Source organism: Sporolactobacillus sp. PKPK-6 (assembly GCF_056678885.1).
Genome location: NZ_JBWXPA010000001.1, coordinates 1,474,236 through 1,487,550, shown reverse-complemented (window position 1 = coordinate 1,487,550; position 13,315 = coordinate 1,474,236). Strand labels below are relative to the sequence as shown.

General features: G+C 45.1%; 14 protein-coding genes. 7 read left to right on the top strand and 7 right to left on the bottom strand.

The window, feature by feature from the left end:
* Positions 1-3 precede the first annotated feature (3 nt).
* Positions 4-210 carry a hypothetical protein gene (locus tag AC1MBV_RS07140; RefSeq protein ID WP_255748339.1) on the bottom strand — a complete coding sequence of 69 codons (207 nt, stop codon included), beginning with the start codon at positions 208-210 and terminating at the stop codon, positions 4-6.
* A gap of 249 nt (positions 211-459) precedes the next feature.
* Here AC1MBV_RS07140 and AC1MBV_RS07135 point away from each other — a divergent pair, with 249 nt between their 5' ends.
* The 5 genes from AC1MBV_RS07135 (at position 460) to htpX (ending at position 3,689) form a co-directional block, all read left to right on the top strand.
* On the top strand, positions 460-1,236 hold the full coding sequence (locus tag AC1MBV_RS07135) for a tyrosine-protein phosphatase (RefSeq protein ID WP_255748340.1): 777 nt from the start codon (positions 460-462) through the stop codon (positions 1,234-1,236).
* 118 nt (positions 1,237-1,354) lie between these two features.
* Positions 1,355-1,528, top strand: coding sequence for a hypothetical protein (locus AC1MBV_RS07130; protein WP_255748341.1), 174 nt, complete (start codon positions 1,355-1,357; stop codon positions 1,526-1,528).
* Between the two features lie 216 nt (positions 1,529-1,744).
* Complete coding sequence (locus AC1MBV_RS07125; RefSeq protein ID WP_480947983.1) at positions 1,745-2,113, top strand: hypothetical protein; 369 nt, start codon at positions 1,745-1,747, stop codon at positions 2,111-2,113.
* 127 nt (positions 2,114-2,240) lie between these two features.
* A complete protein-coding gene (locus tag AC1MBV_RS07120; protein ID WP_253063526.1) occupies positions 2,241-2,786 on the top strand; it encodes a LemA family protein in 546 nt (181 codons plus the stop codon).
* Between the two features lie 12 nt (positions 2,787-2,798).
* Positions 2,799-3,689 carry a zinc metalloprotease HtpX gene (gene htpX, locus AC1MBV_RS07115; RefSeq protein WP_480947982.1) on the top strand — a complete coding sequence of 297 codons (891 nt, stop codon included), beginning with the start codon at positions 2,799-2,801 and terminating at the stop codon, positions 3,687-3,689.
* Between the two features lie 455 nt (positions 3,690-4,144).
* On the opposite strand, the gene AC1MBV_RS07110 is transcribed toward htpX, so the two are convergent.
* The 6 genes from AC1MBV_RS07110 to AC1MBV_RS07085 form a co-directional block, all read right to left on the bottom strand.
* Positions 4,145-4,771, bottom strand: a complete 627-nt coding sequence (locus AC1MBV_RS07110; protein WP_480947981.1) for an NADPH-dependent F420 reductase — start codon at positions 4,769-4,771, stop codon at positions 4,145-4,147.
* A gap of 265 nt (positions 4,772-5,036) precedes the next feature.
* Positions 5,037-6,443: an ABC transporter ATP-binding protein gene (locus AC1MBV_RS07105; RefSeq protein WP_480947980.1), complete on the bottom strand. Its 1,407-nt coding sequence runs from the start codon at positions 6,441-6,443 to the stop codon at positions 5,037-5,039.
* Positions 6,440-7,129 (bottom strand): energy-coupling factor transporter transmembrane component T, encoded by a 690-nt coding sequence (locus AC1MBV_RS07100; RefSeq protein ID WP_480947979.1) that lies wholly within the window; start codon positions 7,127-7,129, stop codon positions 6,440-6,442. The genes AC1MBV_RS07105 and AC1MBV_RS07100 overlap by 4 nt, the downstream gene beginning before the upstream one ends.
* A complete protein-coding gene (locus AC1MBV_RS07095; RefSeq protein WP_480947978.1) occupies positions 7,126-7,737 on the bottom strand; it encodes an MptD family putative ECF transporter S component in 612 nt (203 codons plus the stop codon). Before AC1MBV_RS07095 ends, AC1MBV_RS07100 begins: the two co-directional genes overlap by 4 nt.
* A 456-nt stretch (positions 7,738-8,193) precedes the next feature.
* On the bottom strand, positions 8,194-8,766 hold the full coding sequence (locus AC1MBV_RS07090; protein WP_255747393.1) for a TetR-like C-terminal domain-containing protein: 573 nt from the start codon (positions 8,764-8,766) through the stop codon (positions 8,194-8,196).
* Position 8,767: 1 nt separating this feature from the next.
* A complete protein-coding gene (locus AC1MBV_RS07085) occupies positions 8,768-9,481 on the bottom strand; it encodes an MBL fold metallo-hydrolase (protein WP_255747391.1) in 714 nt (237 codons plus the stop codon).
* Between the two features lie 550 nt (positions 9,482-10,031).
* On the opposite strand from AC1MBV_RS07085, the gene AC1MBV_RS07080 reads away from it, so the two are divergent.
* Both AC1MBV_RS07080 and AC1MBV_RS07075 read left to right on the top strand, forming a co-directional pair.
* A complete protein-coding gene (locus AC1MBV_RS07080; RefSeq protein WP_480947977.1) occupies positions 10,032-11,489 on the top strand; it encodes a glycoside hydrolase family 68 protein in 1,458 nt (485 codons plus the stop codon).
* 205 nt (positions 11,490-11,694) lie between these two features.
* Positions 11,695-13,263 (top strand): glycoside hydrolase family 32 protein, encoded by a 1,569-nt coding sequence (locus AC1MBV_RS07075; protein ID WP_480947976.1) that lies wholly within the window; start codon positions 11,695-11,697, stop codon positions 13,261-13,263.
* The last annotated feature ends 52 nt before the right edge of the window (positions 13,264-13,315 follow it).

The following is a 13,315-nucleotide window of genomic DNA, read 5'->3' as shown; positions in this document are numbered from 1 at the left end:
ACGTTACTTTTTCGTTTTCTTCATGCCTTTAATCATTTCAGATCCAATAGCGCCAATGACTAAAATGATCAGAGAAATCACGCTGTAATCCTTGAAAAAGGTTGTAAACGGCACATGCATCAACCGGAAAATCAGCGTCAGCAGCCGGCCGAAAAGCAGAATAATACCGATAAAAAATAACCAGTTAAAGAGCTTTTCGAAAAAGATCATTCTTTACCTCCTGTTATTTTGTCGCTTTAAGGACCATTCGATGAACCCAAGGAATAGGTTTCAAGATACGGTTCTTGCGCAATTGTTGAACCCGGTCAATAGGAAGTACGCGCAGGTTGCACCATCTCCATTTAAAAAGACTAAGTAAATAAAAGTTTGACAGATCGTTAGCATTGTCGCAACAAACTGAATAACAAACTATGATAAAATAAATGAAAAAGAGAAGCTGAATGGGAAGAGGGGATGCTGATGGAAAGCAATGTATTGATGGAGCGCGTGCTGCCTCTTGAAGGTGTATATAATTTTCGCGATATGGGCGGAATAAAAGCACGAGACGGACGGAAAGTGAAAAAGGGACTTCTTTTTCGTTCTGCGGAACTGACCGGAATGACGAATGAAGATAAAAAAAATCTAAAGCCTTTGAATCTCAAACTCATCTATGATTACCGTGACAAAGCGGAAGCTGTGCTCAAGCCGGATCCGCAAATTGGCAACGAACGGCATGAACGAATTGCGGTAAATGGGGAAGATAAATTGACCGCCAGAGATGAGTGGAATCCGGAGCTTTTTTATAAAACATTTACACGTGAAAAATTCGCGCAAGTCTATCGAAAAATGCCAATTGAGAACGGTTCGTATAAACGATTGATGCAGTTGTTTAAGAAACCGGAAGAAAATTTACCGGTGCTTCACCACTGTGCCGGCGGCCGCGACCGAACCGGTGTCGGCGCAATGCTGCTTTTGCGTACCCTTGGTGTTTCCTTCGAAACCATTATGGAGGACTACCTTTTCTCAAATAAAACATTGGTTGCTTATCACCAGGAAACGTTTGCCGAAGCTGCGCAGTACGTATCCGGAGCCCAACTGAAAAATTTTGAAGAAGGCTTCTTGCTGCACGAAGAATACCTGGACGCATCGATCGGCTCCATTTTCGGCAGCTACGGCAAGTTCGGCAAGTACCTGGAGCGAGAGTTCGGCATCACGCGCGCCGATCGCGAACGGATTAAGGATTTTTGTTTGGAATAATTTTTTAAAAAGGACGGCTTGAGCAAAGAGAAGCCGTCTTATTCTTTCTATTGTGGATTCTGCAGAAAAACAGGATATACTTAAGTAAAGCATGTTAAGAGAACGGAGGTCGTTTACTTTGAACAAAAATATTGATTCTAGAGACAAAGAGATCCTTCGAATGGTTCCATACATCATTGATCGTGCACGTATCGACGGCAAGGCCAATAATACACCGATTGTTTATAAGAAAAATGGACAAATGGTTGAAGAATATCCGGATGGAACGATTAAAATCGTTAATGAGGCTTAACTTTATGTGCACACTGTACGTATTTGCCGGAAATAACGGAAGTGGTAAAAGTACTTTTCGGAGCTTAATTTTGGATAAAATGGATTCCGACATCAATGTTGACACCGACTTAATAGCCAAAAATATGAAATTAAATCATGTGAATAATCCTCAAATAAAAGCAGGGAAAAAATTCAAATGATTCACGAGTGTATTGAAAAGAAAATAAACTTTTCAATGGAAACAACGCTATCTGGGAAACTTGCAGTGAATCAAATTTTGACTGCAAAAGAAAAAGGATTTACCATCAAAATGTTCTTTTTGTTTTTACAAGACGATTCGTATAATTTAAGAAGAATTAAATATCGTGTTGAAAATGGAGGACATAATATTCCCAAAGCAGATGTATTTCGCAGAAAAGATCGGTCAATTAACCATTTTCTTAAACTTATTGATGCTTTGGATGAGTCATTTTTGATTGATAATACTGGAGGTATTCCGACTACAGTAGCAATCATACAAAGTGGAAAAATCGTTGTACAACGTAAGCATGCAGTACCCTCATGGATGATCGAGTATTTTCAAAAAAAAGAAAACGAAGCATAACTTGAGCAGCATCTTACACCGTGAGGAGCTGTTTTTTCCTATTCTTATAGGAATTATTACATGAATAGGCTATGGATGACATTCAAATGCTATACTTAAATCAACAGAAAAAAAGGAGAGGGAACTTATGACAACATGGATTATTATCGCCATCCTAGCAATTATCGTGATTTATTTTATTGCTCAATACAACGGTTTGGTCAAGCTCCGCAACTGGGTGCAGGAATCGTTCAGTCAGATTGATGTGCAGCTAAAGAGGCGCCATGACCTGATCCCGAATCTCGTGGAAACGGTTAAAGGCTATGCGAAGCACGAAAAAGAAACGCTGAATCAGGTTATTGAAGCACGAAATGGTTTGATCAGTGGTACGCCGCAGCAGCGAATTGAAGCGGATAACCAGATTGAAGGTGCGTTGAAGTCAATTTTTGCTTTAGCAGAATCCTATCCGGATTTGAAAGCGAATCAGAACTTTCTGCAGCTCCAGGAAGAATTGGCGACAACAGAGAACAAGGTTGCTTATTCCCGTCAGCTGTATAACAAGACGGTGAAGGATTATAACATCAAGCGTGAATCGTTCCCATCGAACATTATCGCCGGAATGTTCAACTTCAAAAGAGAAGAGCTGCTCACAATCCCTGAGGCTGAACGCGACGTGCCTAAGGTTACCTTTTAACGGAGGCTGCTCATGCTCTATCAACAAATCCAACAAAATAAGCGAAAAACGCTCGTGCTGCTCACCTTTTTCTGTTTTCTTGTCCTTGTGATCGGCTGGGCGGTCGGCTATTTTCTGAACGGGGACATGCTTTCAGGACCGATCATTGCGGCGGTGGTACTCGCATTTTATGTGCCCATTACGTTTGCAAGTGCTCGTGCTCAAGTTCTGAGCATGGCTGGCGCGCGAGAGATCAACAAAAGCGACAATCCAATGGTGTTTAACGTGGTTGAGGAGCTTGCGCTCGCGGCGAATGTTCCCATGCCGAAAATCTACATTGTCGATGACCCGTCACCCAATGCGTTTGCGACCGGTATGAAACCGGAGTCCAGCGTGATCGCCTTCACGAGCGGCCTGCTTGAACGGCTCAACCGTGAGGAGATCGCAGCAGTCACCGCACACGAATTTTCTCACATTAGAAATTACGACATTCGTCTGATGACACTGTGTATTGCACTTGTCGGTGTGATCGTTGTTGTCGCGGACATTGGCCAGCGCATGTTTTTCTGGGGCGGCGGCCGAAGCAATAAGCGCGACAATGAGAAATCGAACCCGATTTTTATGGTGATCGCACTTGTTCTGATTATCCTTGCCCCGCTCGTTGCGCAATTCGTTCAGCTCGCGGTATCGCGCAACCGTGAATATTTGGCCGATGCCTCAGCAGTGGAATTGACTCGTGATCCTCAAGGTCTGATCAACGCGCTGACCAAGATCAGCAGTGATGACAAAGGCATGAAGCATGTTAAGGATGCAACTGCTTCAATGTATATTTCCAATCCGTTTGGCAAGAAACACAAGAAAACCAATTGGTTCGCGACTCACCCATCAACCGAGAGCCGGATCGAGCGACTCAAAGCAATGTAAAAAAATAAGCAGCCCCCTCGCAGAAATTCTAACGAGGGGGTTTTTACATGCGTAAAAATTCATGCGGACAAACTCGGAATTAATTAGGGAAACGATCAATTTAATCGGGGGAAAGTCCGAAACAATCAGAGAAAAAGTACCCCTAATCCGGGAATCGAGTGTGTCTGCGACTTTTATCCAATCAAACTCGGAATGAATCAGGGAAAAAACAGTTTAATCCGGGAAAACTTCAGGCCAATCTGGGGAAAAGTGCATCTATTCCGGGAATCGAGCCCATGGCAACTTATATCAGGACAAATTCGGCATCAATCGGGGAAAAATTCAAGTTAATCCAGAAATAATCGCGCCTAACCGAAGAATGGATGCCAAATCACATTTTATCCAGGACGTTAAAAATCAGCACAGCGATTTTTTTTTCGCTGTGCCGCCTTTAGTTTATGTCAACTAGATAGAAATCACGCTTGTTGCAGAAGATGAATCAATTCGTCACGGTTCGCACGGGCACAGTAAGCTGGAGTGCCATTTTGAAAACGATAGCCTTCATGCAGCGCACCGGCGTCATAGACATCGAAACCAATGGATTCAATCAAGTCGATGACTGTTTTCTTTGCTTCCGCGTCGTTTCCGGCAATCGGGAGCGTTCGTCGTTGCGGATCGCCTTGCGGTTTGGCAGTTGTTTGAATTTCTGAAGCAATGATTGAGTTGAACGCTTTGACTACGCGTGCATTCGGAAAATGTTCCGCCGTCAATTCACTGGTCGTCGCCGTTCCGTCATCAAGCGATGCGATATGCCCATCTCGGAATGGATAATAGTTCATGGTATCAATAATTACTTTGCCATCCGTTCCGGAGGTTGATAATTTAGGAAGCGCATAAAGCGGTACCGTCACAACAATCAAGTCAGCTTCATGTGCTGCTTGTTCCGCAGTTGCAGCTTTTGCCTTAGGACCTAATTCTTTGACCAAGTCGGACAGTGTTTCCGGACCGCGGGAATTGGACATCACAACGGAATGACCGGCACGGAGAAAGCAAGAGGCAACGGTTCGGCCGATATTGCCGCTGCCGATAAAACCGATTTTCATAATGATCGCTCCTTTCGCTATTCACGATTAGTGTAGCATTCATCAACATGAGCGTCTAACAACTTGGCTCGAAGCAGGGCAAGCGGGCATCGTCTTTAGGTGAAATGTTAAAGACAAGATCAAGAGGCGCGGAACGGAATCAGTATTAGAAAACTTGGCTTCGCCAAGCCTCTGACGAAGGCGAAGACTTAGTTGTACATATAACTTATTTTCCTTAAAATTTATATACTTATAGTATAAAAAAATGCGCCGGAAACGGCGCATTTTAACGTATAATCGCTGCATCAGTGACTTTCCTGCCATGATCTATCCTAATAAGACGCGTGCATGCCAGTGTAATGAATTCCTGGTCATGCGTGATGACAAGCACTGTTTTTCCTTGAGCGGCCAATTGACGCAGCTTTGTTGCAAGCAGCCGCATGTTTTCCCCGTCAAGTCCGCTGGTCGGTTCATCGAGAATTAGGATTGAGGGTTCCATACTCTCAGCGACAGCAAGGAGCAATCGCTGTTTTTGACCGCCGGATAATGTTGATGGGTGAGCATCCTTGAACGGAAACAGCCCGTACGATTGCAATAGAGTTTCTGCCTGTTCAGGAACTTGTGCGCTGAGTCGGATTTCTTCAAGCACGCTTTCGGCGAACAGCTGGCTGTCGGCATGCTGCATGACAAAAAAAGCAAGCTTTCTTCGCAGTCTGCGACCTGCCGAACGGTGATTCATCAGAATTTGGCCTGATTTTTCCGTAATCAATCCGCACAGAATTTTTGCCAATGTTGTTTTGCCGGCGCCATTCGGACCGGTGAGAGCGACCACGTCGCCTTTGCCGATGCGCAGACTGAAGTCGTGAATGACCGGTGATTTTTTATAGGCAAAAGAAAGGTGTTCAATCACCATGGCTTCTTCCTTATTTGTACTTCGCTCGCTTGTATTCAGATCGGGCAGGCTGGCACAGCGCAGACCGAGTCGGCGCAAATCGTCATGGTTCAGGCGGGACAGCTCTGCTGAGGAAAAAGTCTCAGTGATTACACCGTTTTCCATATACAGAATTCGATCAGCGATCTCGGTTAAATAGAACAAACGATGCTCGGCAATAAGTATGGTTTTCCCCTCATTTTTTAGTGCGGCTAGCAATCGGCACAGCTGATCAACTGCCTCTGAATCAAGATTTGCGGATGGTTCGTCGAATACATAGGTATCCGGATTGATCGCATAGATGCTGGCGATGGCCAGCCGCTGTTGCTGACCGCTCGAAAGATCATGAAGCCGCTGATCAAGCAGCGCAGTGCTTCCTGTCTTCTCAGCAGCACGAGAAATACGCTGCTGCATCTCATGACGCTCCAGTCCGTAATTTTCACAGCCGAAGGCAATTTCGTCAATGGCCTGATCTGCGAAGAATTGGCTGCTCGGATCCTGGAGCACAGCACCGATCCGCTTCCCAATGGCCCAAAAGGGAAGGTCGCGTTGGTTCTTACCGTCAATCACAACCTGGCCGTTCAGTTCACCTTTATAGAAGTGTGTCGCCAAGCCATTGATGATGCGCGTAACCGTTGTTTTCCCGCAGCCGCTTTTGCCGGTAATGACGACAAGCTCTCCTTTATTTACAGTAAGATTCAGATCGCGAACAACCGGAGGCTCGTTCCCATAAGAAAATGAAACCTGTTGAAGTTCAATCAAATCATCACCCACTTGTCAACATAGAGACAGATCGCCGAAAAAACGAATGCTAAAATGAGTAGAATGCCGTCAATCAGTCGAAAACGAATCAACCGCAGCGAGCTGTGTGTTCCCGGATTGGAGATCCCGCGCAGTTCAGCAGAAGCGGCTAAATCATCTGAAATGACCGAGCTGCGGGTAATCATTGGGATTAATGTATATTCGAATGCCCGCAGCGGATGAGCCAAAGACAACAGACCACGCATGCGGAGCGCCGCCAGTACAGTCCGAAATTCTCCACGGACGGTCGGTGCGAAGCGGAGCATGAACGTGATCGGCAATGCGAGAGCTGAGGGCAGCCGCATTTTCATAAATGCCGCTGTAATTTCCCCAGGCGGCATACGTACCATTGCAAAAGCAGCCATCATGACGAGCGAAATACGCAAGATCGCGAAAAGCAGAACATCGGGAAGAAAAATGGTGATTCCCTCAGACCCGGATAAACTGCGCAGAAGAGCAATTGCGCATCCGGCAAAAAAATAGATAATGCCTGCGCGGTAAAAGGATTGCGCGCAAAGGTAAAGCATCATGAAAAGCATGGCAAGACAAACCGATCCATCATGCGTGAGCAGGGCAGACAGCACGAACATCAGCGCAAAAACGGCCAGCTTTGCCCGGAAATCCACATGAAGAGCGGAACGTGTCATCGAAGCAGCCCACTTTTCACAAAGTGTTTCTTCATCAGCTTCGCCGACACAAGTCCGCCAAGCAGGGCGCCAATGGCAGTCAGCAGCAGGATAAAAATGACCCATGGCACTGAGTAGTAATAATGAGCAACCTGATTAAAGTGTGCCTTGCTGACACCGGAAGCAAGATATTGCTTAGAGAAAAACCAAATATCGATCATCCCGTTTGTCGCACGGAACAGCGAACAAATGATCCAGCTGATCGTGATTCGAATGAAATTTTTATACGCATCATGTCCGGTCATTGCGAGTTCGCCCAGAATAGCGGAAAGGACGAACCATGCGGCGAGATAAGGCGTTCCGCTTATCAAATACAGAATCGCCATGATCAGGCAGTAGACCAAGACAGTTCCGCGCTTATGCACCTTCAAGACCATAAAAGTAAATAGAGGTGCAGACAGAAAGGCAATCAACGGACTGCTGATGAACATTGAGAAATAGACTACGGACATTGCCGGAATGGCCACGGCAATCGCCAAAATAATCATAAGCACACTGAAAATGCCGATTGTTGCGTAATTACGCACCGACAGACGAGATGATTCTTGATGTATTTTTGATGAAACCATGATGAATTCCTCTTTTCGACAATAATTTGTTACAAAATAGACAAAAATGAAAGCATTATTATAGTAGCATAGAAGATTCGATGAAAACTAAAAAAGGAAAAAGTGTATGATATTTGTCACAATTTGAGTCGGATATCATGGAAATGGCAAAAAGCTGTCATAATGTTAGCTACTAGTCGAACTAAGTTATTTGCGGGTGGCTCGGGTGGGAATACAACAAGCGTAATACATGAAACCCAAGACTCAATGCACGAAACCAAGAATTCAACGCACAACTAGAAGGGTGGGCCAAATTCAATGCACGAAACCCAAGGCTCAATGCACGAAAATCGTGATCCAATGCACGAAACCAAGAATTCATCGCACAATTAGAAGGGTGAGAAGAATAAACGCCGTTCGATCATTACTTTGATCGGGCGGCATTTTTAATGGATCAGATCAATCAACAAGCATCTTTTATGACTTATTTGACAAATTCAACTTCAGCCCCGCAAGATAAGCGGAAAGGATCCATTTCAAAGACTCGTCTTGATCATTTTTCATGTTAAATCCTTGATGCAGCTGCAAACTGGCAAATCCATGGACAATACTGCGCAATCCGCGAACAGCATGAACGCGATCCTCCTCACTCAAAGGATAGCCTTCAAGAATTTTAAACAAAAAGTTAAGCAGCCTTTCGGCGATTTGATGAAGATCGGGGTCGGTGGGATCAGGCACATGAATGATTGCGTCATAGAGATTGGGATGCTCTTTTGCAAAAGCGATGTAGGTACCGGCTATGGCGAACAGGGCATCGTCCTGCGATTTACCCAGTGCGGATTGAATCAATTTTTCCGTGAGCATACTCAATCCATAACAGGACAGGCCGTTCCTCAGATCGGTTAGATTGTTTATGTGATTATAAAGTGACGGTGTTTTGATGTGAAGTCGCTGAGCGAGCGCGGCGAGCGTAAGGTTATGCAGACCGGTCTCCTCAATTTGCTGAGCAGCTTGTTTAATAATTTGCTGTTTCGTTAGCCCTTGGCGCATCTTAATTCTCCTTCATTTTTTGCTCGGCAAAGCTGATCGCTCCAGACATGGCCTGCTCCGGTTGATCAAGTACGCGGCCGTGTCCTACGGACAAATAGTACGGTTTCAAATTGAGTAATTTCTTCGCACTTGTGTAAGCCGTATGCTTACTCCATGTTGCGAGTGCGGGAAACGGGAAGAACCATTTTAATTGACCGCTGACAGCAATCCCGCCGCGCACTTGAAAAGCATCACCGGCAAAAAGTGCACCATATTTTCGATCGAAAAATGCGATATGGCCGGGGGTATGACCGGGACTGGATACGACCAGCAGACGGCCGATGGTATCACCTTCTTGCACAAGGCGATCGGGTACGGTTTGAATATTTTTAGGGATACCCCCGCGAATGGGAAGCTGTGGTTCATCAGGATCAAGGTCAACTTTTCCGGCAAGCAGGCGCGCATCACGTTTGGAAATATAGACGGTGACACTCGGGAGTGCTTTTTTCAACGAATCGAGTGCACCGACATGGTCGCCATGTGCATGAGTCAAGACAATACGAGTAATCGGTTTACCAATCCGTTTTGCAGCTTTCAAAATTGATTGTGTGCTTGATGGAAGCGCACAATCGATTAACGTAAGTGCATCTTCTTCTTCAACGAGGTAGCAATTCACGGGAAACAAAGTCGGAAAAAAAGTCAGCTGATAAAAATGATCGTATTTTAATAGGCGCATACAAATGACCTCCGCAAAACTAATTTTATTAGTATTTTAACTTATGATATTAGTTTTGTGAATTAAATTAATTTATAGTAAAATTATCCAAAAATATTTTTTGCTCACGGTCTCTTAGACCCATTTTTATTACTTTTTCATGACAATACATGCAAATCGTTAATTGCAACGGAGCATGCGTTTACATTTTTCACATGTATAAAGGAGTTTAGGACAGGCATGAATCGAACATCAATCATTCAAAATGAAAAACTGTTCTGCGGCATTAGAGAATATGACACTGTTTGTCATTAATGCAATAGTACATGTGTCTTAAGACCTATGATTTAAATAATTCATTTGGAAAAGTCTACGTTTTTATCCTTCATTTGCTCAATTGACGAGTTCGTTGGTTTCCACGTATTCTTGTGGGGAACCGACGCCGACATTTTGACGACCGGTTGACAATTATCTTTTTCATGGGAAATGACAAAGAGAGAAGCACGCAGACAAGGTGCTCGGTTCCATGAAATGATGCAGCAAGACAAATAAGGAACAGGGAGAGGAAAACATGCACATTGGCAAAATCGCAAAACAGACGGCAGCCGCGCTGCTTGTCACAACCTTTATGATTGGCGGTAGCACGCAAGCATCGGCAAAGCCAATTGATTACTTTGGAAAGAATAAAACGTATGGCATCTCGCATCTGACACGTTATGATATGAGTAAGATTCCGGATCAGCAGGAAAACGAACGGTTCCAAGTTCCTGAATTTGATGAATCAACGATTGAGAATCTTCCGTCGGCAATAGGCAAGGACAAGGACGGAAACACGATTGACCTGGATGTTTGGGACAGCTGGCCGCTACAAAATGCAGATGGCACGGTTGCCGATTACAAGGGCTATAATATTGTCTTCGCACTTGCCGGTGATCCGAAAGTCGGCAGCGATACGTTCATCTACCTCTTCTATCAAAAGAAAGGCGATACATCGATCGACAGCTGGAAAAATGCAGGACGCGTCTTCCAGGCTGATGATCATCTGAAAACAAACGATCAGATATTAAAAGATCAGGCTGAGGAATGGTCCGGATCGGCGACGTTGACCAAGGACGGCAAGGTGCGTTTGTTCTATACCAACCGTCAGCCTTGGGACGAGGGCAAGAAGCTTTATGGGAAACAAACACTGACAACCGCACAGATCAATCTTTCACAGCCGGACGTAGACTCATTGAAGGTAGACGGCATCGAAGATTTGAAGTCAATTTTCGCTGGTGACGGCAAATACTATCAAACCGTTGATCAATTCGCAGCCGGCGACAAAGGCGCAGACAACCACACGTTCCGTGATCCGCACTATGTTGAAGATAACGGACACAAATATTTGGTATTTGAAGCAAACACCGGAACGAAAGTGGGCTACCAAGGCGATGACCAATTCAATAATCGTGCATTCTACGGCGGCAGCCTGCGCTATTTCCAAAAGGAACGCAAAGCGCTGCTCGACAGCCCGAAAAAGAATCTTGCGTCACTTGCTAACGGTGCGCTTGGAATCATTGAACTCAATGATGATTACACCTTGAAGAAAGTTATGAAACCTTTAATTGCATCGAACACGGTTACGGATGAAATTGAGCGTGCAAATGTATTCAAAATGAACGGCAAATGGTACCTGTTCACCGATTCACGCGGTGCGAAAATGACCATTGACGGAATCAGCGACAAAGATGTGTACATGCTCGGCTTTGTATCCGACTCGCTCACCGGTACGTATCATCCGTTGAATGGCAGCGGACTGGTTCTGCAGATGGATCTGGATACGGATGACATCACATGGAACTACTCGCATTTTGCTGTGCCTCAGAAAAAAGGGAACAAGGTGGTCATCACAAGCTACATGACCAACAGAGGGACATTTGATGACCAGCATTCAACCTTTGCGCCAAGCTTCCTTGTGAAACTTCAAGGCTCACGGTCATCGGTTGTACCGGACAGCATTCTTGATCAAGGTCAGCTCACCATTGACTAATAATCGAGAAGGTAAGTCATTAGTTCATAGCAGGAAAATTGAGACTTCAAATCAGGAGTCTTTTTTTACACAAAAATAGATTGCGAAATGGTTATTCATATCCCTGAACATAATGGATCATAATAAGCATTAGAGAAAATAATGTCGATTATAGGCGACATTTTCATTTTTTGCGTAAAAAATGTGCGACGATGAATGCTGTGACATGCTGGAGGTTATTCTTGTGAATAAAAAAGTTTGGATTGTGAGCAGTCTGGTGATGCTCGGTCTGCTCCTTGTGATAATAGCGCTTGTCCTGTCTCAATCATTTCGGCCGAAGGAGAAACAAGTGACACATAAAAAGGAAGATTCTTATCGACCGGTCTATCATTTCTCAGTGCCGGATAAATGGATGAATGATCCGCAGCGGCCGCTCTATTTTAATGGCAAGTATCATTATTATTATTTGTACAATCGCGATTATCCGAAAGGGAACGGGACGGAGTGGCGACTGGCCACATCGAAGGATCTCGTGCACTGGAAGGATGATGGTGTCGCCATTCCAAAATACACGAATAAAAACGGTGACATCTGGACCGGATCGGTTGTGCGCGATCCGGAAAACACGGCCGGATTTGGAAAAAATGCACTGGTTGCCATTGTGACTCAGCCGCCCGCGCAGCGTGATCAGGAGCAATTTCTGTGGTACAGCACCGATGACGGGAAAACATTTAAGCAAGACAATGAGGATTCGATATTGCCCAATCCCGGTGTCAAGGATTTCCGCGATCCGAAGGTGATCTGGGACGAATCGCGCCATAAATGGATCTTGCTGCTTGCCGAAGGATCGAAAATCGGGTTCTATGAATCGAATGATCTAAAGGATTGGCACTACACGGATGGTTTCATGACACAGAATATAGGAGTGATCGAATGCCCGGATCTCTTTCAGCTGCGTGCCGGTGACGGAACGGTTAAGTGGGTGCTCGGTGCAAGCGCCAATGGAAAAGCAGAGGGACTTCCGAACACATATGCATACTGGACCGGTGATTTTGACGGGAAAAAATTTACTGCTGATCAAGATACGCCGCAATGGCTGGACTACGGATTCGATTGGTATGCCGGCGTGACATTCGATAACGGAAAGGCGAAAGACAAGCTCGATTCGCGCTATGCTATCGCATGGATGAATAATTGGGACTATCCTAACACTACGCCGACTCTGAAAAAGGACAAATTCAACGGCGTGAACTCAATCGTACGCCAAATTCATTTGATTAAGCAGGACGGTGGCTACAGCCTGGCTTCTCAACCGGTTGCCGAAGTGGATAAGCTTGTTGATTCGACGCAGCGGCTGAAAACAGTCCGCGTGAATGGTTCGAAAACACTCGATGTGCACGGAACTGCCTATCAGCTTGATGTCGATCTGTCGTGGACCAATGCACGCAACGTCGGGCTCCGGCTGCGCGAATCCGACAATGAAAAACGGCATATCGATGTCGGAGTATTTGCTGAAGGCGGCTATCTTTATGTTAATCGCACGTTCACAAATCAGCCGGATAAGAGTAAAAAGTACTTGGAAAGCCGTGCACCGCTTGCTCAAGATACCAAACGCATGCATCTTAAAATCCTTGTCGATAAAACAAGTATCGAAGTTTTCACAGACGATGGGCGAACCGTTCTCACAAACGAAGCCTTTCCGAACCTGAACGACCAAGGCATCAGTCTGTACTCCGAGGACGGAACTGCCGTCTTTAGTAACATTGAAATCAAACACTTTCGATCAATTCATTAAAGCCCAAGGTTAAGCGGATGGACCAAACTCCGCGGGAAGTTAGACCGAATCA

Coding starts and splice junctions, on each gene's coding strand:
- AC1MBV_RS07140 (WP_255748339.1), bottom strand. CDS start 210: ATGATCTTTTTCGAAAAGCTCTTTAACTGGTTATTTTTTATCGGTATT.
- AC1MBV_RS07135 (WP_255748340.1), top strand. CDS start 460: ATGGAAAGCAATGTATTGATGGAGCGCGTGCTGCCTCTTGAAGGTGTA.
- AC1MBV_RS07125 (WP_480947983.1), top strand. CDS start 1,745: ATGGAAACAACGCTATCTGGGAAACTTGCAGTGAATCAAATTTTGACT.
- AC1MBV_RS07120 (WP_253063526.1), top strand. CDS start 2,241: ATGACAACATGGATTATTATCGCCATCCTAGCAATTATCGTGATTTAT.
- htpX (WP_480947982.1), top strand. CDS start 2,799: ATGCTCTATCAACAAATCCAACAAAATAAGCGAAAAACGCTCGTGCTG.
- AC1MBV_RS07110 (WP_480947981.1), bottom strand. CDS start 4,771: ATGAAAATCGGTTTTATCGGCAGCGGCAATATCGGCCGAACCGTTGCC.
- AC1MBV_RS07100 (WP_480947979.1), bottom strand. CDS start 7,129: ATGACACGTTCCGCTCTTCATGTGGATTTCCGGGCAAAGCTGGCCGTT.
- AC1MBV_RS07095 (WP_480947978.1), bottom strand. CDS start 7,737: ATGGTTTCATCAAAAATACATCAAGAATCATCTCGTCTGTCGGTGCGT.
- AC1MBV_RS07090 (WP_255747393.1), bottom strand. CDS start 8,766: ATGCGCCAAGGGCTAACGAAACAGCAAATTATTAAACAAGCTGCTCAG.
- AC1MBV_RS07085 (WP_255747391.1), bottom strand. CDS start 9,481: ATGCGCCTATTAAAATACGATCATTTTTATCAGCTGACTTTTTTTCCG.
- AC1MBV_RS07080 (WP_480947977.1), top strand. CDS start 10,032: ATGCACATTGGCAAAATCGCAAAACAGACGGCAGCCGCGCTGCTTGTC.
- AC1MBV_RS07075 (WP_480947976.1), top strand. CDS start 11,695: ATGCTGGAGGTTATTCTTGTGAATAAAAAAGTTTGGATTGTGAGCAGT.